Annotated in this window: 23 protein-coding genes and 2 pseudogenes; 15 read left to right on the top strand and 10 right to left on the bottom strand. The window is 66.1% G+C overall.

Going from position 1 to position 24393, the window contains the following annotated elements; all coding sequences use genetic code 11:
• Positions 1-69 precede the first annotated feature (69 nt).
• Positions 70-1944 carry a PINc/VapC family ATPase gene (locus NATOC_RS11505; RefSeq protein WP_015321620.1) on the bottom strand — a complete coding sequence of 625 codons (1875 nt, stop codon included), beginning with the start codon at positions 1942-1944 and terminating at the stop codon, positions 70-72.
• Positions 1945-2057: 113 nt separating this feature from the next.
• Between NATOC_RS11505 and NATOC_RS11500 the strand changes: the two genes are divergently transcribed.
• Positions 2058-3161, top strand: a complete 1104-nt coding sequence (locus NATOC_RS11500) for a M20 family metallopeptidase (protein WP_015321619.1) — start codon at positions 2058-2060, stop codon at positions 3159-3161.
• A gap of 4 nt (positions 3162-3165) precedes the next feature.
• Here the strand turns inward: NATOC_RS11500 and NATOC_RS11495 are convergent, their stop codons facing one another.
• Entirely contained in the window at positions 3166-3465 is a 300-nt protein-coding gene (locus tag NATOC_RS11495; RefSeq protein WP_015321618.1) for a toprim domain-containing protein, read from the bottom strand.
• 100 nt (positions 3466-3565) lie between these two features.
• Positions 3566-3922, bottom strand: coding sequence for a hypothetical protein (locus tag NATOC_RS11490; RefSeq protein ID WP_015321617.1), 357 nt, complete (start codon positions 3920-3922; stop codon positions 3566-3568).
• A 161-nt stretch (positions 3923-4083) separates the two neighbouring features.
• Here NATOC_RS11490 and NATOC_RS11485 point away from each other — a divergent pair, with 161 nt between their 5' ends.
• From NATOC_RS11485 to NATOC_RS11440, 10 genes and pseudogenes are all read left to right on the top strand, one after another.
• Positions 4084-5613, top strand: coding sequence for a carboxypeptidase M32 (locus NATOC_RS11485; RefSeq protein WP_015321616.1), 1530 nt, complete (start codon positions 4084-4086; stop codon positions 5611-5613).
• Positions 5614-6218: 605 nt separating this feature from the next.
• A complete protein-coding gene (locus NATOC_RS11480) occupies positions 6219-7970 on the top strand; it encodes a cation:proton antiporter (protein ID WP_015321615.1) in 1752 nt (583 codons plus the stop codon).
• Complete coding sequence (locus NATOC_RS11475) at positions 7963-9693, top strand: cation:proton antiporter (RefSeq protein WP_015321614.1); 1731 nt, start codon at positions 7963-7965, stop codon at positions 9691-9693. The genes NATOC_RS11480 and NATOC_RS11475 overlap by 8 nt, the downstream gene beginning before the upstream one ends.
• Before the next feature lie 234 nt (positions 9694-9927).
• Positions 9928-10986, top strand: a pseudogene (locus tag NATOC_RS23350) (carboxypeptidase M32); the annotation flags it as partial.
• A 345-nt stretch (positions 10987-11331) separates the two neighbouring features.
• Positions 11332-11820: pseudogene (locus NATOC_RS11465) on the top strand (carboxypeptidase M32); the annotation flags it as partial.
• Positions 11821-11890: 70 nt separating this feature from the next.
• A complete protein-coding gene (locus NATOC_RS11460) occupies positions 11891-12631 on the top strand; it encodes an SDR family oxidoreductase (RefSeq protein ID WP_015321613.1) in 741 nt (246 codons plus the stop codon).
• A gap of 81 nt (positions 12632-12712) precedes the next feature.
• Positions 12713-13273 carry a hypothetical protein gene (locus tag NATOC_RS11455; protein ID WP_015321612.1) on the top strand — a complete coding sequence of 187 codons (561 nt, stop codon included), beginning with the start codon at positions 12713-12715 and terminating at the stop codon, positions 13271-13273.
• A gap of 53 nt (positions 13274-13326) precedes the next feature.
• Positions 13327-14301, top strand: a complete 975-nt coding sequence (locus NATOC_RS11450; RefSeq protein ID WP_015321611.1) for a cobalamin-binding protein — start codon at positions 13327-13329, stop codon at positions 14299-14301.
• Between the two features lie 2 nt (positions 14302-14303).
• Positions 14304-14714 carry a desampylase gene (locus NATOC_RS11445; RefSeq protein ID WP_015321610.1) on the top strand — a complete coding sequence of 137 codons (411 nt, stop codon included), beginning with the start codon at positions 14304-14306 and terminating at the stop codon, positions 14712-14714.
• An 87-nt stretch (positions 14715-14801) separates the two neighbouring features.
• Positions 14802-15218, top strand: a complete 417-nt coding sequence (locus NATOC_RS11440) for a hypothetical protein (RefSeq protein ID WP_015321609.1) — start codon at positions 14802-14804, stop codon at positions 15216-15218.
• A 100-nt stretch (positions 15219-15318) separates the two neighbouring features.
• On the opposite strand, the gene NATOC_RS11435 is transcribed toward NATOC_RS11440, so the two are convergent.
• The 3 genes from NATOC_RS11435 to NATOC_RS11425 form a co-directional block, all read right to left on the bottom strand.
• On the bottom strand, positions 15319-16374 hold the full coding sequence (locus NATOC_RS11435) for a S66 family peptidase (protein ID WP_015321608.1): 1056 nt from the start codon (positions 16372-16374) through the stop codon (positions 15319-15321).
• 96 nt (positions 16375-16470) lie between these two features.
• Positions 16471-16917, bottom strand: coding sequence for a hypothetical protein (locus tag NATOC_RS11430; protein WP_015321607.1), 447 nt, complete (start codon positions 16915-16917; stop codon positions 16471-16473).
• An 86-nt stretch (positions 16918-17003) separates the two neighbouring features.
• Positions 17004-18467: a sulfatase-like hydrolase/transferase gene (locus tag NATOC_RS11425; RefSeq protein ID WP_015321606.1), complete on the bottom strand. Its 1464-nt coding sequence runs from the start codon at positions 18465-18467 to the stop codon at positions 17004-17006.
• A 116-nt stretch (positions 18468-18583) separates the two neighbouring features.
• Between NATOC_RS11425 and NATOC_RS21930 the strand changes: the two genes are divergently transcribed.
• The gene (locus tag NATOC_RS21930) at positions 18584-18742 is read left to right on the top strand and encodes a hypothetical protein (protein WP_015321605.1); all 159 of its coding nucleotides are present in this window, start codon (positions 18584-18586) and stop codon (positions 18740-18742) included.
• Between the two features lie 38 nt (positions 18743-18780).
• Here NATOC_RS21930 and NATOC_RS11420 read toward each other — a convergent pair whose 3' ends face one another.
• From NATOC_RS11420 to NATOC_RS11410, 3 genes are all read right to left on the bottom strand, one after another.
• Entirely contained in the window at positions 18781-19176 is a 396-nt protein-coding gene (locus NATOC_RS11420; protein WP_015321604.1) for a hypothetical protein, read from the bottom strand.
• Between the two features lie 95 nt (positions 19177-19271).
• Positions 19272-20372, bottom strand: a complete 1101-nt coding sequence (gene ygfZ, locus NATOC_RS11415; RefSeq protein WP_015321603.1) for a CAF17-like 4Fe-4S cluster assembly/insertion protein YgfZ — start codon at positions 20370-20372, stop codon at positions 19272-19274.
• 39 nt (positions 20373-20411) lie between these two features.
• The gene (locus NATOC_RS11410) at positions 20412-20711 is read right to left on the bottom strand and encodes a DUF6432 family protein (RefSeq protein WP_015321602.1); all 300 of its coding nucleotides are present in this window, start codon (positions 20709-20711) and stop codon (positions 20412-20414) included.
• Between the two features lie 141 nt (positions 20712-20852).
• Between NATOC_RS11410 and NATOC_RS11405 the strand changes: the two genes are divergently transcribed.
• From NATOC_RS11405 to NATOC_RS11395, 3 genes are all read left to right on the top strand, one after another.
• Positions 20853-21911 (top strand): DUF7093 family protein, encoded by a 1059-nt coding sequence (locus tag NATOC_RS11405; RefSeq protein ID WP_015321601.1) that lies wholly within the window; start codon positions 20853-20855, stop codon positions 21909-21911.
• Positions 21912-22049: 138 nt separating this feature from the next.
• A complete protein-coding gene (locus NATOC_RS11400) occupies positions 22050-22436 on the top strand; it encodes a DUF5611 family protein (RefSeq protein ID WP_015321600.1) in 387 nt (128 codons plus the stop codon).
• 163 nt (positions 22437-22599) lie between these two features.
• On the top strand, positions 22600-22788 hold the full coding sequence (locus NATOC_RS11395) for a hypothetical protein (RefSeq protein ID WP_015321599.1): 189 nt from the start codon (positions 22600-22602) through the stop codon (positions 22786-22788).
• Here NATOC_RS11395 and NATOC_RS11390 read toward each other — a convergent pair.
• Positions 22785-24329: a heme-binding protein gene (locus NATOC_RS11390; RefSeq protein ID WP_015321598.1), complete on the bottom strand. Its 1545-nt coding sequence runs from the start codon at positions 24327-24329 to the stop codon at positions 22785-22787. The two genes, NATOC_RS11395 and NATOC_RS11390, sit on opposite strands and share 4 nt — an antisense overlap.
• Between the last annotated feature and the right edge of the window lie 64 nt (positions 24330-24393).

Here is a 24393-nt window from a genome sequence, read left to right as displayed (position 1 = left end):
CCCGTCCGCATATTTCCGAACAATCGAAAAACAACCCAATCCGAGCGGCGAACTGCGCCCGCCGGGGTCTCAGGAGGGGACGACCGTGATCGGATCCTTCCGATCGATCGCTCGCTCCAGGTCGTCCGCGATCGCGCTACCCCGGGAAACCTGGATCTCGCCGCCGCGGCTCACCGTCGCGGTAAACAGGTAGTCGCCCCCGGCCTGGACCTCGACGGTCTCGCCGTGGCTGCCGTCGACGGGGATGACGATGTGGCGCGAGGTGATCTCTGGTTCGACCAGTTGGCCAGTTTGGGAGCCCGCAGCTCCGCCGGAACCGCCGCCACCGCCGCCACCGCCGCCGGCGCCGTAGCTCGGGTTCTCGTCGTGAGTTCGGACGTCGATGTCGATCCCCAGGCGGTTCTCGATGTCGGTGATCCGACCGCCACCTTTGCCGATCACGCTCGAGATGTCGTCGTCCTCGACGTAGGCGACCGCCTTGTCCTGGCTCTTGAGATCGACGTCGACGTACCCCCGGGCGACCGAGCGGATCTCGCGTTCGATCTCCTGTTTGGCGATGCGATCGACACCCGACTCGCTTCCGGGGCCGTCCTCGTCGTCGTTGAGCGGGACGGTGACGACCTGGCGGTTGAACGTGTAGATCTCGTAGTCGGGTTCGCCCGTCTCGAAGTCGGTGACCTGGATGACGGGCCGAGCGAGATCCTCCTCGGTGAGTCCCGCAGGGACCTTGACCTCGGTTCGGACGTCGTAGACGGTGTCGACCTCCCCAGCCTCGATGTAGACGACGGTGTCGACGACCTGGGGGATCATCCCGAGCTCCACCCGGCCGACCAGTCGCTGGAGCGCGTCGATCGGTCGGGTCGCGTGGACGACCCCGATCATCCCGACGCCGGCCAGCCGCATGTCCGCGAAGACCTCGAAGTCGTCGGTTTTGCGGACCTCGTCGTAGATGGTGTAGTCGGGGCGGACCATCAGCAAGGCGTCGGCGGTCTTTTCCATCTCGCCGGCCAGCTCGGTGTACTGGGTGATATCGGGGCCGACCTGCAGGTCACGCGGTTTCTCCATCGTCTTGACTGCGTAGTCGTTGTTCGAGATAAACCGGGCGACCGCCTGGGCGAACGTCGACTTCCCGGCGCCCGGCGCCCCCGAGATGAGGACGCCCCGCTGGCGCTCGAGCAGCCGCTCTTTGAGCTCGTCGGCGTTCTCGTAGTCCTCGATGTCGGTCTGGGCGATCGGGCGGACGGCGGTGATCTCGATGCCGTCCGAGAACGGCGGGCGGCCGATCGCGATCCGGTAGTCCCGGAACTGGACGATCTTCATCCCCGGCTCCGAGAGTTCGATGAAGCCGTCGGGTGCTTCCTTGGCGCCGTCGACGACCTCGCGGGCGTACTCGTCGATCGTCGCCTCGTCGAGGGGTTCGTCCGCGATCTCCTCGTAGCGCATTTCGCCGAGCTCGCCCCGTTTGGCCATCGGTACCGCCTCGGCCCGGAGGTGGACGCTCATCGTCTGGTCGTCGAAGAACTCCTCGACGGTCAGGGTTCCGACCTCCCGGACCTCCGGAGAGACGTGTTCGACGTCGAGGCCTTTGGCCTGTGCGACCTCGGCCTGGACGATGTCGCTGGTGAGGAAGGTCGCGTCGAGCTCCTCGGCGAGATCGCGGATCAGCGCGTCGATCTCGCCCTCGGAGGCGTGGCCGCGCTCGATGGCGCTTGGCCGCTCGCCGATGTACTCGAGGACGATCGTCCCCTCGTCGGCCAGCTCCGCGAGCCGCTGGAGTTCGGAAAGCCCGTCCCAGCCGCTGTCGAGGCCGTCGTTGGCCTGCGCCTCGAGCTCCGCGACGACGGCTTCCGGCACCGAAATCGTCGCTCCCTCGAACTGCCCGTCTTCGATCGTCGCCGAGACGCGGCCGTCGATGACCACGCTCGTATCCGGCACGACATTCATACGCTATACTGGTTTCCGAACGCCAATAAGGGTGTTCAAGCATGTGAAGGGTCGACGTCACCGGAGCCGCCGATTGCGGTGGTCTCAACACGCTCGCGCCCGATCGATTACGCATGTCAGTCGTCGATCTCACCCGTAACCTCGCGAGAGTGCCGAGCCACGAGGACGCGACCGCCGCGGGCGACCTGCTCGAGGAGTGGCTCCGTCGCGAAACCGACGCGACGGTGACCCGAGACGAGGTCGGGAACGTCCTCGCCAGGAAGGGTGCGGGCGAGGAGACCCTCGCGCTCGTGGGCCACCACGACGTCGTCGCACCCGCCGACTCGCAGGTCGGCCCCGACGGGGAGTACCTCGTCGAGGAGCGGGACGGACGCCTCTACGGCCGCGGCACGGCGGACATGAAGGGTGCAGTCGCCGCGGCAGCGATCGCGTTTCGGGACAGCGAGGTGCCCGACACCGCGGGGAGCCCGGCCCGGTCCGCCGAGCTCGTTTTCGCGAGCTTCGTCGGCGAGGAGGTCGGCGGCGTCGGCGCGCGCCACGCCATCGACGAGGGGTTCGCGCCCGACTACGCGGTCGTCGGCGAGGGGTCGACGGGGTACTCCGCATCCGGCGTCACCGACGTCGCCGTCGCTCACAAGGGTCGGCGCGGAAGCACGATCACCGCCCGCGGGAAGCGCGCCCACGCGAGCGAGCAGGAGGCGGGCGAGAACGCGATCTACCGGGCGAGCGACGCCGTCGATATCGTCCGCGAGCTCGAGCCACCAGCGGTCGATGTCGCCGGCGAACGACTCGCGGGCAGCGTCGTCGTCACCGAAATCGAGGGCGGGACCGCGATGAACGTCGTCCCCGATCGCTGTACGGTGACCGTCGACGAGCGGACGGTGCCCGGCGAACGGGCCCCGCTCGAGGACGTAACCGACATCGACGGCGTCGAGTGGACGGTCGATCAGGACCTCCCGCCCATGGAGTGTGGCGACGAGGCGTTCGCCGAGACTGTCCTCGAGGCGGCCGACGGCGCCCAGACCGGGGCGCCGGAGCTCGTGACGAAACCGCACGCGACCGACGCCGGCTGGCTCTCCCAGGCGGGTACCGACTGCGTGATCTGTGGTGCCGCGGAGCCCGGTGAGGCCCACACGGACACCGAGAGCGTCTCGACCGACGTCCTCGAGCGCTGCGTTGCGATCTACCGGCGGGTGGCCGAGACGTGGCCCCGATGAGCCGTCACTCCCGTTCTGGGTCGTCGGCGGGGTCCGTCGAGGGAGCCGTTCCGTCCCTGGTCGGCTCTGTGTCCTCGTCGGTCGCCGAGGACGCCTCGTTCTGCTCGGCCGGCTCGGTGTCTGCCTCGTCGGAAGCGGTCTCACGTTCGGTCACGCGTTCGCTGCCACACTCCGGGCACGGCTGGTCCGTGTAGAACTGGTTGCCACACGCCTCGCAGACGTACGGTGCCTCGTCGGCGGCTGCCTCCTTCGCCTCGTGTGTGAACTCCCCGACCTTTCGGCCGAGCTTCTCGAAGAAACCCATTTGGTGGACGTTGTCGACCGATGCGGATAACTCTTCACCGTCCTGTCGTTCGACCTGCCGGCCGACGACGCAAAAACGTGTGCGAACGACGCCGGTGAGATCAGGCGCCGGGGACGCCCGCGGCCTCGAACCCGGTGACGCCGACGAACGCCAGAATGTACAGTACGACCAGCACCGACAGCCAGGCGACCACGGTGATCGTGAGCGCCTCGAACCAGCCGCCGGGGTACCGGGAGTTGATCACCGCGAGGTACGCCAGGAACACCAGGACCGGACCCAGCAGCGGGATCCACCCCACGAAGAACCCGACGACCGCCCAGATAATCGCGCCGATGAGGGCGGTGATGAACGCGTAGGTGTAGTCCTCGACGTCGACGACGAACTTCGCGCCGAGGAAGATACCGAGACCACCGATCAGCAGGCTCGCGATGAACACGACGAGTGATGCTACTACCATTGCATCAGGGTACTCACCACTATCGGAAAACAGTTCGTGGCTTGCAGTTTCCACAGCTGTCTCACATTCGAGATGTTTCAGGCAAACTGACCCGAACTCACACTCGATCGGGCGTTCCGGAACCACGACGTTGATGACACTCCCATAAGTATTGCCAGCCAATGGCAACCGATCAGGCCCAGAGCGAGCAACGGGACGAGACGTACGAGCAGTTCGAAGAGCGGATTACGCGGATCTCGAACGTCGGGAACGCGGCCGGAATCCTGCGCTGGGATCAGGAGGTCGTCATGCCCGAGGCCGGAACCCCGGCTCGGGCACAGCAGCTGTCGACGCTGTCCTCGATCAGTCACGAGCTGCTGACCGCCGACGAGACGGGCGAGTTGCTCGAAAAGCTGGAATCGGACGAGCTCGCGGACGAACAGCAGGCTGCGGTTCGGGAAGTGCGGCGACAGTACGACCGCGAGACGAGCGTTCCCCAGGAGCTGGTCGAGGAGATCTCCGAGACGACCGCCAACGCCCACCCCACCTGGAAGCAGGCCAAAGAGGACGACGACTTCGAGCAGTTCGCGCCCACCCTCGAGAAGCTCGTGGAGCTCAAACGGGAGTACGCCGAGCACATCGACCCCGACGCCGACCCCTACGCCGTGCTGTTTGCCGACTACGAACCCTACCTGGACCTCGAGACTGCCGAGCGCGTCCTCGAGCGCCTGCGCGAAGAGCTCGTCCCCTTGATCGACGCGATCCAGGATGCCGACGTCGATCGGGCGACCGACACCTTCGCCGGAACGTTCGACGACGACGACCAGGAGGCGCTGGCCCGCGACGTCCTCGACGCGCTGAACTACGACTGGGAGCGAGGCCGTCTCGACACCGCACCCCACCCGTTCTCCTCGGGGACGCAGTTCGACGCTCGCGTCACCACGCGCTTCGAGGAGGACGACCTGCTCGGCTCGTTGACCTCGACGATCCACGAGTTCGGCCACGCCAACTACACCCTCGGCCTGCCGGACGAGGAGTACGGCACGCCGCTCGGCGAGTCTCGTGACCTGTCGGTCCACGAGTCCCAGTCCCGCCTCTGGGAGAACCACGTCGGTCGCTCGCGGCCGTTCTGGGAACAGTTCCTGCCGACCGTCGCCGACCGGTTCCCCGAACTCGAGGACGCAACGCCCGAGGACGCCTACGAGGCCGCCAACCAGGTGTACGACGACAACCTCATTCGGGTCGAGGCCGACGAGCTCACCTACCACCTCCACATCGTGATCCGCTTCGAGATCGAGCGCGCTCTCATCTCGGGGGACCTCGAGGTCGAGGACGTCCCCGAAGTCTGGAACGACAAGTACGAGGAGTATCTCGGGGTGCGCCCCGAGACCGACGCGGAGGGCTGTCTGCAGGACATCCACTGGTCCCACGGCTCCTTCGGCTACTTCCCGACCTACTCGCTGGGCTCCGTCCTCGCGGCCCAGCTGTACGCCGCCGCCGAGGACGACCTCGGCGATCTGAACGACGATATTCGTGCTGGCGAGTTCGACGATCTCAACGGCTGGCTCCGCGAGAACGTCCACCAGCACGGCAAGCGCTACACCACGCCCGAGTTGATCGAGGAGGCCACCGGCGAGTCCTTCACCGCCGACTACTTCCTCGAGTACGCGAAATCGAAGTACGGCGAGCTGTACGACCTCGAGGACTACTGAGACCGGTTGTGGGGATTTTAATCTGAATTTAGGCGCTAAGACCCCTTCCTCAGCGAGAGCCGAAGGCTCGAGCAGGGAGGGGATACAGCGTCCCCAGAAATCTTCGATTTCTGGTGTGCGAACGAGACGCTTCGCGTCTCGTCAACGCCACTCGTCTTTCATTTTCGAGCAAGCGATGAGTGTGCTGGACAGGACATGCGGGTGCCGACATAGCAATCGATTCCGTCGGTAGTGTCCGTTCGGCAGAAATTGGACACACCAAACCGCCCGTGAGGGGACGTCGCCTGCGGAGCCGGAACCGTTCTCGGAGCCGCCGGTTCTGACGGGCCGCAGAAGAACTGCGTTTTTCCGGACGCTGTGGATATCGTTCCTGCACGTTCTAACGCAGAACCAGGAACCCCCCCGACAGGCGAGGACTGGATGAGCCCGAGCGCAGTAGGGCAGGGTAGTTCATTGCAGTACGACGATTTCGTCTGTATCATATCGAAATCAGTGACTCGCCAACCCACCACATAGTGGGGCTGTCCGAACTCCCGTGAGACCAACGCGAACGTGTCGGGACTTTCGACACCGTTAATCCAGGGTGTGCACATCGTTCGAACAGCATGATCACTGAGGCGGCGCTTACTGTTGACCTCGCCATTATCCTCTTGAGTGCGACGCTCGCCGGCTTCGTCGCCAAACAGACGGGTCAGCCGACGATCATCGCCTACATCCTCGTCGGTATCGTGATCGGGCCGGCGGCCCTCGGGCTCGTCGAGGTCGGCGACCTCACCGAGTTGCTCTCCGAACTCGGGCTGGCGTTCCTGCTCTTCCTGCTCGGGATCAAGATGCGAATCGACGAGATCCAGCACGTCCTCTCGCCGATCGTCAAGATTGCGATCCCCCAGATGATCGCGATCTTTCTCGCGGGCGCAGGGGTCGCGTTCGCGCTCGGATTCGGCCCCGTCGAGTCGTTCCTGATCGGGCTCGCAGTAATCTACAGCTCGACGGCGGTCGTCATCAAGATGTTAAACGACAACGGCGAGGCGACGTCGCTCCACGGCAAGGTCGACGTCGGTGTGTTGCTCGTTCAGGACATCGTCGTCGTCATCATCCTGGCCGTGCTTGCGGCCGGACAGCCGGACGACCTCGCCGAGGTCGCGACGACGCTCGGCGTCGTGCTCGTCCTCGTCGCGCTCGTAACGATCGCGGCGCTTGCCGCCTCGCGGACCGTTCTGCCGCGTCTCTTCCGCCGGATCGCTGACAACAAGGAGGTGTTTTTCCTGGTCGCCCTCTCGTGGGCGTTCCTCTTCGTCTTCGTCTCGGACAACATCAACCTCTTTCTCGCACCCCTCGGCATCGAGGCGTACCTCTCGATCGAGATGGGCGCGTTCATGGCTGGCGTCGCCATCGCACAGCTGTCCTTTAGCAAGGAACTCCAGGACAGAATCAACCCGCTGACCGACCTGTTCGTAATGGTGTTTTTCGTCTCGGTGGCGCTCGACCTCGAGGCCGCACAACTGCTCGCCTACTGGCAGGAGGCGATCGTCGCCGCACTGGTGCTGATCCCGATCAAGTTCCTCGTCTTCATGTATCTACTCGACTGGCAGGGCTTCGACACCGAGACGACGTTCCTCGGCAGCATCCACATGATCCAGGTCAGCGAATTCGGCATCATCGTCATAGCCGTCGCCCAGACGGCCGGCTTCGTCGATGCGGAGGTGCTCGGCTTCGTAACGCTGCTCGCGATCTTCACGATGGCCGTCTCGGTGTACTTCATCGAGTTCAGACATCCGCTGTTCGATCGCTTCGAGCCGACGCTCTCGCGGGTGACGAGCGAGGGAACGTTCGAAACCAGCACGCGGGAGTACCGTGACCACGCGGTCGTCGTCGGCTACGACGACGTGACCCGAAACGCCCTGCCGATCCTCGCGGACCGCTACGAGGATATCGTCGTCATCGACCGACGCGTCGACCACATCGACACGCTCGAAGCGGACGGATACGACGTGGTATACGGCGACGCGCGTAAAGCGACGATTCGAAAGGACGCGGCGCTGAAACGTGCGGATTTGGTCCTCTCGTCGTCGGCCGACCTAGCGGTGAACAAGGCGTTGCTCAGGGAGGTCGGCGACGAGACGGCCGTCTTCCTCGAGGCGGATCGGGTTCAGGACGCGCGCGATCTCTACGACAGCGGTGCTCACTGTGTGCTCATGACGGCCTACCTGTCCGGTAACAAGCTCGCGGAGTACCTCCGGGCGTATCTCGACGAAACGGAGGCACTCGAGGCAGCGATCGACGACGACGCCGAACTGTTACGGAGCGAGAAATCGATTCCGGATATTCGCTTGCTCGGAGGTGAGCCCGATGAGTGAGCTGCTCACCGCAGTTTCGATCATCTTCATCGTTATGGGGCCGTTCCTCCTGGTCGCAAACCGGTTCGATCTGCCGACCGTTCCGTTCTTCATCCTCGCGGGGATCGTCGCCGGGATCGGAATGGACTGGTTCGGGATCGACGAGGCGCTCACGCTCGAGCTCGCCCAGTACGGGATCGCGCTGCTCGTGTTCACGTTCGGCGTCGGGATCGAGCTCTCGTCGGTCAGGTCGGTGTTGGTCGACAGCGAGACCGCCGCTCTCGGACAGATCCTCGTCGTTGGTGGGCTTGGTATCGGGGCTGGTGTCGCGTTCGGGATGCCGCTCTCCGAGGCGCTCTACCTGGGTATCGCCGCGGCACTCTCGTCGACGATCGTCGGAACCGCCCTGTTGCAAGCCGATATCAGCATGGACCTCGTCCACGGACGGGTCGCCGAATCGATCCAGTTCCTGCAGGACCTGCTCGCCGTCCTGTTGCTGCTCGTCCTGAGTGCCGGAGTGCTTGCCGCCGATCCGATCGCGGAGATGTTGGGGTACGGACTTGCGTTACTCATCGCCGCCGTCCTCGTCAACCGGTTCCTGTTCGACGCGATCGGACGGCTCGCAGGAGAGTCGTCCGAACTCATGATCCTCGGAACCGTCTCGCTGCTCGCACTGTTCATCGGTGCGGCGGAGTTCGCGGACGTCTCCATCGTCGTCGGCGCCTTCGCCGCCGGCCTCGCGATCCGTCACGACCCCATCGAGCATCTCGGCTTGGTCAACGGCCTCCAGTCGATCAGGGACTTCTTCGTCGCGATCTTCTTCGTGACGATCGGGGCACTGGTCGTCTGGCCGTTCGTCGAGGTCGGCTGGGCTGCCTCCGTCGACAAGGTTCTCATCGCCGGTGTACTCGTGTTCCTGACGGCAGTCGTGAAACCGGCGGTCACGACGGCGATCCTGCTCTACCGTGGCTACGAGGCCCGGTCTGCGACGCTGGCCGGCCTCAACACCGACCAGGTCAGCGAGTTCGCGCTCATCATCGCGATCGAAGCGCTGTTGCTCGGCGCGCTGACCCAGTCGGTGTTCGACGCCATCATCCTCGCTGCAGCCGTGACGATGATTTCCTCGAGTCTCACCAACTATTACAGCGACGGGATCTACCGGGTGCTATCCGACCGCGGGGTCCTCAAAAGCGGACACGACAAGATCGATTCGTGGAGCGAGGTCCCCGACGACATCTCCGATCACGTCGTCATCCTCGGTTACGGTCGACACGGACGGAAGCTGGTCGACGCCTGTGAGGAACGTGACCAGCCGTACGTCGTCGTCGAGAACGATCCAGCTCGCCGGGACAAGGTACGAGCCGAGTGTGACGCCGTCGTCATCGGCGACGCATGGGAATCGTACACCTGGGAGAAAGCCAACGTTGGGGACGCGCGCGCCGTGATCTCGACGGTCGAGACTGAATCCCTCTCCCGGCGAATCCTGCAGCTTGACCTCGAGCCCGACGTCGTGTTGCGCGCTCGCGACCAGGAGACGGCGGTTTCCCTGCTCGAAGAAGGGGCGCTGTACGTCAACGTCCCGGCGTTGCTTGCCGGCCGGCAGTTGATCGAGCAGATTCGGTCACTGCTCGATGGCGATCTGACGGCCACAGAACTTCGTGAACAGCAGCTAACCGAATTGGAATCCTACACTCACACGCCCCTCGGCGGGTCCACAGACGACACGCCGTCGGTTCGGCCCTAGGACGCTGTCAACGAGTTCGCCGTCACACCCAAGCTGAACCTCGTGCGACGTTTGCGCCCTCTATTCGACAGAGGTCCCGAAACAGCTCTAGCAGCTGATTGGTGTACTTACTCCGGGCCCGCTTTTTGAGTACTGTATCGCCCCCACTGCCCACCGGACTCGAGTCACTATCCGCTCAGCCGTCGCCTCGACCCGAGCGTTTAGTACGCTCTCCAATGTATTTCGAACCGAAACATGGCGACCGCCGACGAAACCCACGACACCGCCGACGCACCCGATGTCTACCACGCCCTCCTCGAGCGTTCCGAGAAGCTCACCGACGTCCAGATGGCTTCGATGGCGCTGGGCTGGGACCAGCGCGTGATGATGCCCGAGGGCGGAACCCCCGCTCGAGCCGGCCAGCTCTCGACACTGTCCGGACTGGGTCACGAGCTGCTGGTCGACGACGAGGTCGGCAAGTGGCTCGAGGAGCTCGATTCTGTCGACCTGAACGAGGAGCAGGCTGCCGTCGTCCGCGAACTGCGCCGGGAGTACGACCGTTCGGCCGAGGTGCCCGCAGCGCTGGTCGAACGGCTCGCGGCCCACCAGGCCGAGACCCAGCAGGTCTGGCAGGAGGCGAAAGCCGACGACGACTTCGAGCGCTTCGCGCCGAACCTCGAGGAACTAATCGTCCTCCATCGGGAGCGGGCGGCCGCGATCGACCCCAACGCGAACCCTTACAGAGTGCTGTACGAGGACAGCTGTCCTACCTCCCGCTCGAGACCGTCGAGGGAATCTTCGACGAGCTTCGCGAGGGGCTCGTCCCGCTGATCGAGACGATCGAAGCCGAGGGCCGGGAGCTTCCATCGCCGTTCCGGAATCCGGGGTACACGTACGACGAGGCCGATCAGATGGCTCTCTCGGGAGGTCGTCGACCTGCTCGGCTACCCCAAGGAACACGGTCGCCTCGACACCGCACCGCATCCGTTCATGTCGGGCAACCAGTTCGACGCCCGGATCACTACTCGATTTCGGGAGCACGATCCGATCGACGCCCTGATGGCGACGATCCACGAGTTCGGTCACGCGAGCTACCAGCTCGGACTCCCGAAAGAGGAGTACGGGAACCCGCTCGGCGCCTCACTCTCTTCGGGCGTCCACGAGTCCCAGTCGCGATTTTGGGAGAACCACGTCGGCCGGACGCGGGCGTTCTGGGAGTTCTTCCTTCCGACGATGAAAGCGCAGTTTCCCCATCTCGAGGACGTCACCGTCGACGAGGCCTACGCCGCGGTCAACCGGATCTATAAAGAAAACAGCGCGAGTACCCCGACCCACCGTGGTCGGGGGTGAAGCGCGTCGAAGTGTTTAATAAATCACCTCACGTACATAGTAGTAACAAGTCAGAATTAACAACCTGAAAGTAGGGTCGGCACTGAAAATGCGACACCTCTCAAAACCCACGTCATTGGCGTGATGAGACGGGTGTTGTCGGGTCGTGGTGGAGCGACCGCCCTCCACGGACACTCGCTGTAGGCGAGTGTTCGGGTGTTTACCCGTGCCGGGCACGAGACGTTCAGTCAAGTGCGGAGGGAATTAACGGCCGGTGCCGGTGCAGTGCGACCCCAAACCCGGACGCCACGGGCTACCGTGCCCGTGGTACTTCACCCGGAGAACCTGATTCGGGTCGAGGCGGACGAACTCACCTACCACCTTCACATCATCTTCCGCTGTGAGATCGATCGGGCGTTCGTCGAGGGGGACCTCGATGTCGCCGAGATTCCCGAGGTCTGGAACGAGAAGATGGACGACTACCTCAGGGTCGTCCCCGAGACCGACACCGACGGCTGCCTGCAGGACACCCACTGGTCGTACGGCTTCGCGGCGTTCCAGGGCTACACCGTCGGCAGCGTGCTGGCCGCCCAGCTCGACGCCGCGATCCGCGAGGATCTCGACGTCGACGGGCTGATCCGCGAGGGCGAGTTCGAACCGCCCTGGGAGTGGATGACCGAGCACGTCCACCGCCACGGCCAGCGCTACCCCACCGAGGAGCTGATCGAGGTCGCGACTGGGGAACCGCTCACGGCCGACTACTTCCTCGAGTACGTCAAGTCGAAGTACGGCGAACTGTACGAGCTCGAGGGGTACTGACGAACCCGAACCGGACACATTCGGGCCCTCCGGAAACGCTTAGGGGGAAACAGCCGTCCGACTCGGTACGATGACTGACCAACTCGAGCAGCAGACGGCGATCGTCACCGGAGCGAGCGCCGGAATCGGCGCGGCGACCTGTCGGGAGCTCGCGGACGCGGGCGCGAACGTCGTTCTCGCGGCCCGAAGCGAGGACGTCCTCGCGGAACTCGCGGACGAACTCGAGGCCGGGTACGGGGTCGAGACGCTCGCGGTTCCGACGAACGTCCGCCAGGAAGACGATGTCGACGCCCTGATCGGGGAAACCGTCGATCGCTTCGGCGGATTCGATATCTTGGTGAACAACGCGGGGCTCTCCCGGGGCAGCGAGATTGCCGAGATGAGCACAGAGGAGTACGAGACGATACAGGAGACGAACGTCGACGGCGTCTTCTACGCGACCCGTGCGGCGATCCCTCACATCCGTGAACGGGAGGGGCACCTGATCTTTCTTGGCAGCTTCGCCGGACAGTATCCGCGATCGTTCAACCCGATCTACGCCGCTTCGAAGTGGTGGGTCCGGGGGTTCGCCAAGAGCGTCGCGGCCCAGGTCGGCGACGACGGCGTCGGCGTCAGCGTCATCAACCCCGCCGAGGTTCGCTCGGAGTTCGAGACGACGAGCGGCGAAACGTTCGCCGAGGCTTTCGACGAGAGCGAGGCCAGCGAACCCGAGGAGGTCGCCGAGGCGATCCGGTTCGTCGCGAGCCAGGATCGCTCGAGCGTGAGCGAGCTGGATATCAACAGACGAGACAAGTACGCCGATCGCTTCTGAGGCGACCCTCGATCCACTGCGGATAAAAGAGGCTGGGAGTGCCGGCTCTATCCTTACCCCCGACGGGACCGACGTTCGCGTATGCGAATTTCGATCCCCGGCTTCGACGGCGTCTACTTCGACACCGAGGCGGAGTCGTCGGCCCTGACACTCGCCTTTACCGCGGCCGGTCGCCGCGCGCCGAAACCACAGGGGTACGCCGTGCAGCTGTTGCCGTACCTCTGGTCGTTCGACGTCGACCTCCGCGAAGTGCCCAACGAGCACCCGATCCAGTACCTCCACCCCGAGGGCGCACAGAGCCTCGGCAGGCTTCCCGCCGAACGGGGGGTCCGACAGGCGGGCGCCGAGCTCGAGACCGTCCTCCGGTTCGTCTGGGCGGTCAACGACGAACTCGAGTCCGCGACCGGCAAAATGGTCGGCCGCGACCCGAAGGCGATCCACGACGGGGTCACCATCGAGATCACCGACGGCAGCGTCGGCGTCGAGGGAAGCGAGCTCGAGACCGACGAGTTCGACGTCGACGAGGACGCCACCGAGACGACCATCGACATCGAGGACGACCCGACCGAGCAGCCCGGCGACTCGGAGGAACCCGATCACGACCTCGGCGACGACTCCGAGCGGGATCTCGACGAGTACTGACGTCGGTCGCCGTCGGGGCGGCTGTTTTTGTTCTTGCCGTTCCTACGGCCGGTATGCGAATCGTTACGACGCTTCCCTCGGCGACCGAGCTCGTCGCCGCGCTCGGGCTCGAGCCCGTCGGCGTCTCCCACGAGTGCGATTATCCGCCCGACGTCGAGTCGCTGCCCTCGGTTACCCGCTCCCGGGTCGACGCCAGTGCCTCGAGCGGCGAAATTGACCAGCAGGTCCTCGAGATCGGCGAGACCGACGACGGCGTCTACGAGGTCGACGTCGACCTGCTCGAGGAGCTCGACCCCGACCTGATCGTCACCCAGGCGATGTGTGACGTCTGTGCGGTCGACGAGGCCGTGATCGCCGATGCGGTCGCGCGGATCGAGTCCGACCCCGACGTGCTCACCGTCGACCCCCACACCGTCGCGGACGTCCTGGACGACCTCGAGCGGATCGGACACACGACCGGACACGAGGACCGCGCCCGGGAGGTTCGGGCAGAGCTCGAGGAGCGAATCGACGCCGTGCGGGAACGAACGGCGGGGGTCGCGAGCGAGCGCCGACCGCGGGTCGCCGTCCTCGACTGGACCGATCCAGCCATGGTCGCGGGCCACTGGACCGCCGAACTCGTCGACTGGGCCGGCGGGGAGTATGGGCTGGCCGACGTCGGCCAGCGTTCGACGCCCCGAGAGTGGGAGACGATCCGCGAGTACGATCCCGAACGCCTGATCGTCGCCCCCTGCGGGTTCGGCCTCGACCAGACGGCCGCGAACCGAACGGACCTTACCGAACGCGAGGGCTGGGACGAGCTCGCGGCGGTCCGTGATGGTCGCGTGTGGGCGATGGACGGCCACCACTACCTCAACCGCCCCGGCCCGCGGCTCGTCGACACCCTCGAGTCGCTGGCACCGATCGTCAGCCCCGAGCTGTTCGACGGGCCCGCCGACTCGGTCGCGGTCCCGTTCGACGAGCTCGCGGGGCTCGAGACCGACAGGAGCGACCCAACGACCGAGTCGCGAGCGGACCCGGCGCCGTAGCCGTGCTGGTCCTGCCCGCAGCCGTTCGAGACGAGATCGTCGACCAGGCCCGCGACGGCGTCCCGCTGGAGATCTGTGGCGTCCTCGGGGGCGAGTACGAGTCGAACGGTCGAAGCGAGGTCCGGTCCCAGTACCCCGCCGAAAACGTCGCCGACCGTCCTCGCACCCGGTACCGGATCGATCCCGAGGACCAGCTCGCGATCTTCGATCGCCTCGAGGCCCGCGGTGAGGAGATCGTCGGCTTCTATCACTCCCACCCGCAGGGCCCACCCCACCCCAGCGAGACCGACACGGCCGAGGCAACCTGGCCAGACCGCTCGTACGTCATCGTCTCGCTCGATCCCTTCGAGATCGGCTCCTGGCGCTGGCGCGAGGACGACGAGTTCGAGCGCGAGGACGTCGCCGTCGAGTGACCGTGCCCGGTTCAGGTATCGGGTCGAGTACCGTCGCATACCGGTTAGCTGGCAACAATTATGGCGTCCGAGGGGTAACCGAACGTCATGGGTGAGCCCCCGCCGAGCGACGGCCGCCGATACGAGGCGGACCGACGGTCGTTCGTCGGTCGGCCGCTGCTGGTCGCCATCGCGATGACCCCGCTCTTGCTTCTGGGTCCCGGTCGCGAAATCGTCTCGACGGAGGCGACGCTGCTCGCCGCCGGCGTCGGTGTCACAGTCGGCGCCTCGGCGTCGGTTGCCCTCGAGGAGGTCGATCTCTCCCACGTCGACGACATCGCAGCGACGATCGGGAGCGTCCTCGGTATCGTCGTCGCAACGGTCGGGCTGTGGCTCCTGGTGCCGACGGACTACGCGCCGACGCTGCCGCAGTTCGCGGTCGCGTTCCTCTGGGGGTTCGCGCTCGCGGACGTGGCACGCCGACGCCTCGAGCCGGAACGTAAGTCGCCGGAGTTTGGCGCCTGACGGTCGTCGACGCCGAGCGCCGTGGCTTTCGTCCTGGCCTCGCACCCCCGGCAGAACGGACTCGAGACGGAGCCGACCGAACGGGGAGTCGAGCCCTCGTTCAGCAACACCGTACCGTCTCCGTCCCCGGCTCCAGTCGGAGGCGCCCCCCGATCGGAAGCGGCGCGATCGGGGTCGTGTGTCCCCAGTCGAGACCTAACAGGACGGGCGCCTCCGAGTTGTACCGCCGAACCTGCTCGACGATCTCCGCGTACAGTCGCTCGCGGTAGGTCTCCCGCTGCTCGCGGGGCTCCTCCTCCAGGAAGCTCCGGGTCGGCGGACGCGCGATCGCGACGCCGTCGAACCGCTCGAGCAGTCCGCGCTCGCCGAGACACATGAGGGTCCCACCGACGGTGTCGGGCTCGGGGATCGATTCGGCGGTTTCGAGACACAGGATCGCCCCGTCGAGGTCACTCCGCGCTGGCATGAACCGATCGCTCGCCAGGAACCACTCGACGATCGCGCGACACCCGCCCCACGCTCGCCCGTCGACGGCGTCGCTTCCACCTGCCCACCGTCGGCCCGGGTTCGGCTCGTAGGTCGGCGGCGAGTCCATCGCCGAGGGATCGGTCCACCACGTCGAGGGTTCGTCGGTCCATTCGGCGGCCGGCTCGAGCCGACCGAGGACGTCCTCGAAAAACGCGCGCCGACAGTACCGCTCGGTGTAGCCGGGCAGCTCGCCCGGGACGGCGAGCTCGTTCATCAGCTGGGCGCCGTTGTACGAGACGATGCCAGCGTTCCACAGCAACAGCTGGAGGGCGGTATTGTCGCTCATTCCGTAGAACCGGGTCGGGTTGGCCCGGAGGACGTCCGGGTCGAGGTGTTTCAGGATCCGTAACTGGTCGCTGCCGCCGATGGTGGCGACGATCCCACCGATGTCGGAATCGCGAAAGGCAGCGTGGACGTCCGCAGCTCTGGCGCGGGGGTTGGCAGCGAGGAAGTCGTTTCCCTGTCGGGCCGTCGGGTAGACGACCGGTTCGAGGCCGAATCGGTTCCGCAGTCGCTCGAGACCCAGCTCGAAGACGTGGGGCGCTTCCCGCGCGCCGCCGCTCGAGGGTGCGAGGACGGCGACGCGGTCGCCCCGTTCCAGCGGCGGCGGCGTGACGAACTCGGACATACGTCACCGTCCAGCCGAGCTGACATATTTCTGTCGCGACTCGTCGGCGTCAGCCTCGAGGACGTCACGTTCGGTCGTCGAACGGCCCCCGAGGCGTTACTCTCCGTCGCCGTCGGCCTCGAGCTCGTCGGCCTCCTGGCGTTTCTTCGCAGCCGCTTCGCGGAACTCCGTGATCCGATCCTGGAGCTCGCGGCCGACCTGGTACTTGAAGTCGTCGGGCATCAGCCCGCGCTGGATGTCGATCGTCACCATCGTGTCGCAGTCGTCGACGATCTCGGGGGCCCACTTTCCCTGGGCGAGCTTGGACTCGTCGGTGACGATCGCCGCCCCGTCCTCGACGTCGATGAAGGCGGTGACGGTGTTCCAGATCCCCGGATCGCTGGTCGTTGCCTCGTCGAACAACCCCTCGAGCCGGCTCTCCTTGATCGGTTCGTCCCGCAGTTCGACGACCAGGTCCTCGAGCGCGTCGGCGATCGCCTCGTCCTCGGCGGCCTGTTCGCGGAGCTCCTCGGGGTCCGGTTCGTCGCGTCCGGATCGACTCATCGGTTCCCCTCCGTCGCGATCGGTCCGTCGGTCATAGGCGTGGCTACCCGCTTCGGAACCGTAAACGTACGCTTCCCGCCTCCCGATCAGTTCCGCTCCCGATCTCGCAGGACGTCCGGCACCCACTTCCGGTTCGGGTCGTCGGTCCGGTCCATCCAGTCGACCAGTCGCTCCCGCATCGCCCCGCGGACGTCGGCGTAGCCAGGGTGGTCGATCAGGTTCTGCAGCTCCGCGGGATCGGTCTCCAGGTCGTACAGCTCGTCGATATCGGGGCCGTTGTAGACGTACTTGTACCGCTCGGTGCGGACCATCCGCTGGGTGTAGAGCCCGAACTCGTCGCCGTGGTACTGCGCGAACACGGCGTCGGGACGGTCCGTTCCGTCCTCGCCCTCGAGCAGGGGAACGAGACTCCGCGCGTCGAAGGAGTCCGGCGCCGCGACGTCACCCATCTCGAGGAAGGTCGCGGCCAGATCGTGGAGGTGAACCGGGTCCTCGCAGACGGAGCCGGGCTCGACGACCCCCGGCCAGCGCACCTGCAGCGGGACGCGGTAGGTGTCGTCGTACATCAGCGGCCCCTTGTTGAACTGGCGGTGGCCGCCGACGAAGTCGCCGTGGTCGGCGGCGTGGACGACCGCGGTCTCCTCGTCGAGACCGTGGTCTTCGAGGACGTCGAGGATCCGCTCGAGCTGGTCGTCGATCATCGTCACGAACCCGCGGTACTTCGCGATCGCTTCGGCCCAGGTTTCCCAGTCGAAGTCGGCGACGCCCCGGTAATGCAGGAAGTTCTCGTGAACCTGGGGTTTCCCGTCGTAGGTCTCGGCGTAGCTTTCGGGCCGTTCGATCGCCGCGGGGTCGTACATCGAGGCGTACGGCTCGGGGACGACGTAGGGGTGGTGGGGGCCGTAGAAGTCCGCCCGGTGGAAGAACGGCTCCTCGCGGTTGCCCTCCGCATGGGCCTCGATCGCGTCGATCGTCCGCTCGGCGAGGAAGTACGCCCGCGTGTCCTCGACGTCGACGGGCGTTTTCGCCGCGACGAACGTCCCCGACTCCTCGCCGCCGCGGGTGTAGATCTCGTCCTCGAGCTCGGTCTCCCCGAGCGGCGTCCCGCGCTCCTCGCGGTACTCGCGGAACGCCTCGTCAATGTCGTCGTGGTGTTTGTCGCTGCCGCCCAGGTACGAGAAGCCGAAGTCCTCGGGGGTCTGGTCGTCGCCGACGTGCCACTTGCCCGTGTAGGTCAGCTCGTAGCCCGACTCGGCGAGCAGCTCGGAGAACGTCGGCAGCTCCGTCGGCAGGTTCGCCCGGATCGCGTCGGCCTCGTGGCTGTTGTTCAACATCCCGTGGCCGTGGGGGAACAGCCCGGTCAGCAGGGAGGCTCTGGCGCTCGTACAGATGCTGATCGGGGTAACGGCCCGCTCGAACCGCATCCCCTCGCTCGAGAGCCGATCGATCGTCTCCGTCTCGACGGGCGGACCGTCGGGTGCGGAGTAGTCGTACCGCTCCTGGTCGGTGAGGACGAACAACACGTTCGGACGACCGTCGACGTCTGCCATCGGGCGTCGTACGGCGGGCCCGCAGTTAACGGTGGTCCCCGATCGCCGCTGGATCGCGCCTCTGGTTCCCGGGACCGGATCACATAATTCAAGAGCCCGTACTCGAAACTCCGTCTGTGCCAATCGCGTACTGTGAGGAGTGCGACTGGAGCCGCCGCGTCGAGGACGACGCCGACGGCGAGCTCAACAGGGTGATGATTTGCCACCACGTCGAGACCGGTCACTCGGTCGAACAACGCGAGCTCCGGGAGTCGGATCGGGAGCTCGAGTCCTAGCGCTCCGTCCGACGGCGGTACGAACCCGACCGGAGCCGTCAGCGGTCAGCGCCGACGAGCCCGCAGGCGATCGACTCGGGCTCGCGCAGCTCCACACCGTCGACGGCCTCGGGATCTAACAGCAACACGGCGTCGTCGGGCATCCCCTCCTCGACTCGCAGCTCGCGGCCGAGTTCGTCCTCGAGACCGTCGACGTCCTCCAGGTCGTCCTCGCGCTCGAGGACGCGGTCGGCGTTCTCCCGTGAGAGGAGAAACGTCAGCGAGCCCGGTTCGCTCGCGTCGGTCTCGACGGTCTCGAGCAGTTCGGCGAGCGCGTCGGCATCGAGCTCGCCGAACGAGCGAATCGTTACCCGGTCGGTGTCGGAGCCGGCGGCGTCCTCGGACTGGGTGCGGACGCGGTCGACCAGTTCCTCGAAGTCGGTGGCCGAATCCATGGCGGCGACTCCGCTACCGAGGTTCTTGAGGCTGTGCCCGGCCAGTTCCGGTGGCGGTCTCGACGTCGGCCGACGGCCGCGGGGTGTCGATCAAGTTACTCCGCGGGTTCGTAGGTCGGCAGCCTGTCCGAGCGATCCGACCCCTCGACGAACGGGAGCGCGGTGCGTGCGGCCGGGACCTCCTCGCCGCCGACCCGGACCGTCACTGTCTCGGCCTCGAGGCCGAACTCGACGACCGCGAGCGCGATCGGCTCCTCGAGCAGCGGACTGGTGTCGGCCCGGGTGATCTCGCCGACCGACGAGTCGCCGTCGAAGACCGCGGCGCCGGCCTCCGGGACGTCCTCGCCCTCGAGCTCGAGTCCGACGAGGCGCTTGCTGGGCTGGCCCCGGTTCTCGACCCGGGAGACGACCTCCTGGCCGACGTAACAGCCCTTCTCGAAGTCCAGGGCGTTCCGGAGCCCGAGGACGTTCGGAATCTGTCCCTCGAGTTCGGTTTCGAATAGCGGCGATCCCGCTTCGAGCGAGAGGGTGTCCCGCGTTCGGTAGCCGAAGGGAGCGGCGTTGAGCCCCTGGTTCAACAGGACGTCGTAGACGTCCTCGGCCGCGTCGGCGGCACAGACGACCTCGTAGCTCTCCTCGCCGGTAAGCGCGTCGGTGCGGACGACCGTAACGCCGTCGTCGCCCATCGTGCCCCGGACGAACGAGTAGCGTTGGTCAGGGGAGGCGGCGCCGTTGAGCACGCTCGCGATCTTCTCGGTGGCCTGGGGGCCGTGGACGCCGAAGATGGCGTAGTCGTCGGTCCCGACCCGGATCTCGACGTCCTGGATAAAGACCTTCTCGGCCCACTCTGCGGCGAGCTCGTCGGCGTGGGCGGGCGGGGTAAACAGCAGCAGTCGCTCGCCGGCGTTGTAGACGTAGAGCTCGATCTCGATGCGGCCCTGTGGACCGAGGACGAGCGCGTAACAGCCCTGTCCGTCCTCGCTCGGAACCCGATTCGAGACGACGTTGTCGACGTACTCGAGTCGGTCCTCGCCCTCGACGACGACGACGCCGTAGGCGGCCTCGAACAGTCCGACCCCGTTTCTGACCGCGCGGTGGGTCCGCTCGGGTCGACCGTAGTGTTCGACGACCGTTCGGCCGGCACGGTCGCCGAACGTGGCTCCGAGATCCGCGTGAATGGACTCGATAACGCTCATGAACGCCGAAAGGGGACCGACACCTTCAGGCGTTTCGATTCAAAAGGGAAGCCGGTCGCGAAGCCAGTCGCCGACCGACTGGTCGTCCTCGTCGTCGGTCGGGACCTCGGGAACGACGCGGTCGTCGGGTTTGATGACCGTCTCGCTGGTGTTGGACTCGACGTCGATCAGATCGTCTTCCTTGAGCGTTGCGAGCGCTGCCTCGAGCTCGTCGATGTCAACCTCGGCCGCCGCGCGGAGTTCGAAGATCGTCATCCCCTCCTCGGCGCGGTCGACGAGCGCGTCGAGTACCGCCACCTCGGTCTCCGCCCGATCCCGGTACTCCCGCTTTGCTCTCATCCGTACGCCTATTCGTCGACCCGGGATTTGACGTTTGTCGTTCGATCTCGGTTCTTCGGCTCCAGCGGGTCCGGAGCCGACAGAACGGCGGCACCGACCATGCAGTACGTTTTTTATGGCCTGACTTGATACGGTGAGAGCATGGGCCTGCGATGTTCGTTGCTCGGTCACGACTACGGAGACGTTGCCGTCGAACGCGAGCGCGAGGAGCGGGGGAGCGAGGTCGTCCTCACCGTCCGGGAGTACGAAGAGTGTACGCAGTGTGGGGACAGACACGTCGTCAGCGAGAACACCGAAGTGCGGAGCATCTCGACGGACGACGTCGACCCGCGACCCGATGCCTCGGAGCCGCGATCCACACCCCGGTCGGCAGAGCCACCCGGAGCGGACCCCGACTCCGGCAACACTGGCGCGTTTGCCGCCGAAACGGGTGAGACTGACGCGACGTTCATCGACGCCGACGAGGACGGCGCGGTCGACGCCGACCCCGAGCGTCGATCGGAACCAACCGAGACCGAGTACGAGTTTCCCGGAGCGAACGGAGCCGACGCCCCGACGACCGAAGCCGGGATCGGGCCGCGAGAGGCCACGTCCGAAGCGGACCCGCAGGGTGCCGCCGACACCCGGCCAGAGCCGTCGGATCGGGGCAACACCGCCGACACCGGGATCGAGCTCCCGACCGACGAAAACGGCGATCCCGTCACCGACGACGGCGAGATCCTCGAGGACGACGGAACGCCCGCCCGGGAGCGTGAGTACGGCGAGTGGCCGGACTCCAGTGACGTCGGACCGCCGATCGAGACTACGCCCGAAAGCGACGACGAGGACTGGCCCGACAGGGAGTCCGAGCCGCTCGAGGACGACGCGATCTTGCTCGACACCGGAACGACCGAGCCGTCCTCGGATCGTGGCGAAGCCGAGCCAGCCCCGGAGACGGCCGCTGGCGGCCCGCCGGCAGCCGACGACCCGGAGACGGCGAACGACGCGGAGTCGGTCGCCGAGCCGGGCAGCGGGATCGAACGGGCCAGCGAGGCGCCGACGCCCGGCAGCGAGGGCGGGATCCCCGGTGGCGACGGCCAGGCGCAGCTCCACTGCCCGCGGTGTGGGTTCACCGCGGGCAGCGACCGCAGCTCGCTCCGGACCGGGGATATCTGTCCCGACTGCCGGAAAGGGTATCTCGGTGTCCAGCCCGACCGCTGATCGGATCGGTGCCGCTCTCGGGTGAGCGGTTCGGTTTCCTCTCACCGTCTCGAATCGATCGCGTTTCGCCCGGGGCGGCCCGGAGACCCGACAGCGGCTATGAAAAGAGGTAAACACTCCCCCGTGTATCTCCAATCCATGAAGGAGTACAAGATGCGCCGCGGTGAGTATCTCGAGGAGCGAATCCCCGACATGGAAGGAACCGTCGAGGACTACTTCGGCCCGATTACGGCCACCGAGGAGTACAAGGGAAGCGACCTGTTCGTCATCGAGGAGCCTACCAACCCCGTCTTCGAGAGAATCGTCGTCGGCGCCGTCGAATACTCCGGGAAGAAGGACAAACTCGCCGTCGAGTTCCACGAGCGCGATCCGACCGAGCTCGGCCCCGACGAGCTCGAGGCCGCAGGCGAGGCCGTCGACGCGAAAAACGACTTCCTGCTCGAGGCGACCGGACGGGACGCCAAATCCCGCCGCGAATCGATGAAACGCCAGGTCGAGGACGACCCGGACCACGACTTCGACTGATCGAGTTTCTCCTCTGTGGGCAGCGTCGCGTTCTGTACGCCGGTCGACTTTCGATCGTCAGCGCTACGTTCGAAACGCCGCCACAGGAACGGATCGCGGCGAGTGCCGAACGGATCACGGCGGTTCGAAACGGCTATTGGACCGACGCCGAATCACACGAACGATGGAGCTCGCACCGTTTCTGCTCGCGATGGCAATGGGAAACGCCGGCTTCGCGGCCTTCGTCGTTGTCCACGGCCACCTGACCGACCACGACACCGGTAACTGGCCCTACATCACGCTCGTGCTCGGACTGGCCGGAGTTGCGGGGTATTTCTTCTACGACGGAGTCGGTCCGTCGGACCCCCTCTAGGCCAGGAAGACGTGTCGAGGACGCTCCTCGAGGACGTCTCGGCCGAACTCGACGGCGTCGGCGAAGGCGTCGCTGCGGAAGAACTGCATGGCGTCCTCGCGGGAGTCCCAGCGGCTGGCGATGAACATGTCGTTCTCGTCCTCGCGGTTGACCAGCAGGTCGGTCTTCCGGTGGCCCTTCATGTCCGCCAACAGCGCGCCGGCGTCCTCGAAGGTGTCGACGAAGTCCCCGCGGTGCTCGGGCTTGACCGCGTAGAACATCCCCATCGTCCCCCAGGAGTCGTCGCTCGCGGGGTCGTCGCCCCGCTCGCCATCGGCGCCGGCAGGCGCCCTATCGTCGCCCGCCTGTCGAACGATTTCGGGAAGGTCGGCGAGGAACCCGGCGGCGGTGTTCGCCGCACGTTCCGTCTCCCAGAGGCTGACAACGGCGGTTTCGCTCTCATCGTCGGCGAGCTCGCTGGGTTCGTAGACGGCGGTCTTGACGTGGGTGTCGTAGTGGTCGAAGTTCGTCCGCAGGCCCTCGACTTCCTCGAACAGCTCCTCGGGGTTGGCCGCCGAGTAGAGGACGACGGCGTGGACGTCCTCGCCGTGGGGCTGGCCCGCGTAGACGCCTATCTCCTCGAGTTCGCTGCGGACCGACTCCTCGTCCTCGTCGTCTCCACCGTGGTGGCCGTCGGAATCGCCGTGATGGGTGTCGGTGTCGTGGTGGGCGCCCGACTCGCCGTGGTGGTGACCGCCGTGGGGATCGGATTCGTCCTGTGGAATCGGCTCACCCGCAAGGAAGGCCCCGAGCTGCTCGGGCGGAAACCGCCGCCCGGAGAGGAACCGACCGAACTCGGCGAACCGGGAGGTCGAGGGGTCGAACCGCATCTCGTAGAGCAGATCCTTGACGTCGGTCGGGTCGTCGGCGAACAGCGTCACGCCCCACTCGAAGTCGTCCAGGCCGATGCTGCCGGAGATGATCTGGGTGACCCGGCCCGCGTACTCCTTGCCGATCTCGCCGTGGCTCGAGAGGTGGTCGGCCCGCTCGTCGAACGGCAGGTCGTACCAGTTGTCCTCGTCGCCGCGGCGTTTGTCCATCGGGTAGAAGCTGACGAACTCGCTGTCGGGGATCGACGGCTCGAGTCGGGTCTCGATGTACCGGCGCATCCCGGTGTCCTCGACCTCCGCGTCGTCCTCGAAGAACTCCTCGGACATGTACCCCGAGACCTCGGTCACCGAGAGATACGAGTCCGCCCGTTCGGTGTACTCCGCAAGCGCGGTCTGCTCGAACCCACGCTCCAGGGCGTCGATGTCGGAAAGCGTCGGCCGCAGATGGAGCACCAGCAGGTCGGCCTTGTGCCCGAGGACGGCGAACGTCGCCGACTCGCCGTCCTCGGCGTCGACGGCGTCCTCGGCGGCCCCGAGGAAGTCGATCCCGTCCTCGAGCGCGCTCGAGCGGTGCCGTTCGGGAGCGTCCCGCCAGGCGTCCCAGTCGATCGACCGGAAATCGTGGAGCACGTACCAGCCCTCTTCGGTCTGTGGCGGTCGTCGTCGTTCCATACGCGCGGGTTAGGCCGGCGTCGACAAGAAGGACGGGGTTTCGTGCTGCCGTTCGATTATCGAA

Source organism: Natronococcus occultus SP4 (assembly GCF_000328685.1).
Taxonomy (GTDB): Archaea; Halobacteriota; Halobacteria; order Halobacteriales; family Natrialbaceae; genus Natronococcus; species Natronococcus occultus.
This window is presented reverse-complemented; position numbering and strand designations above follow the sequence as displayed.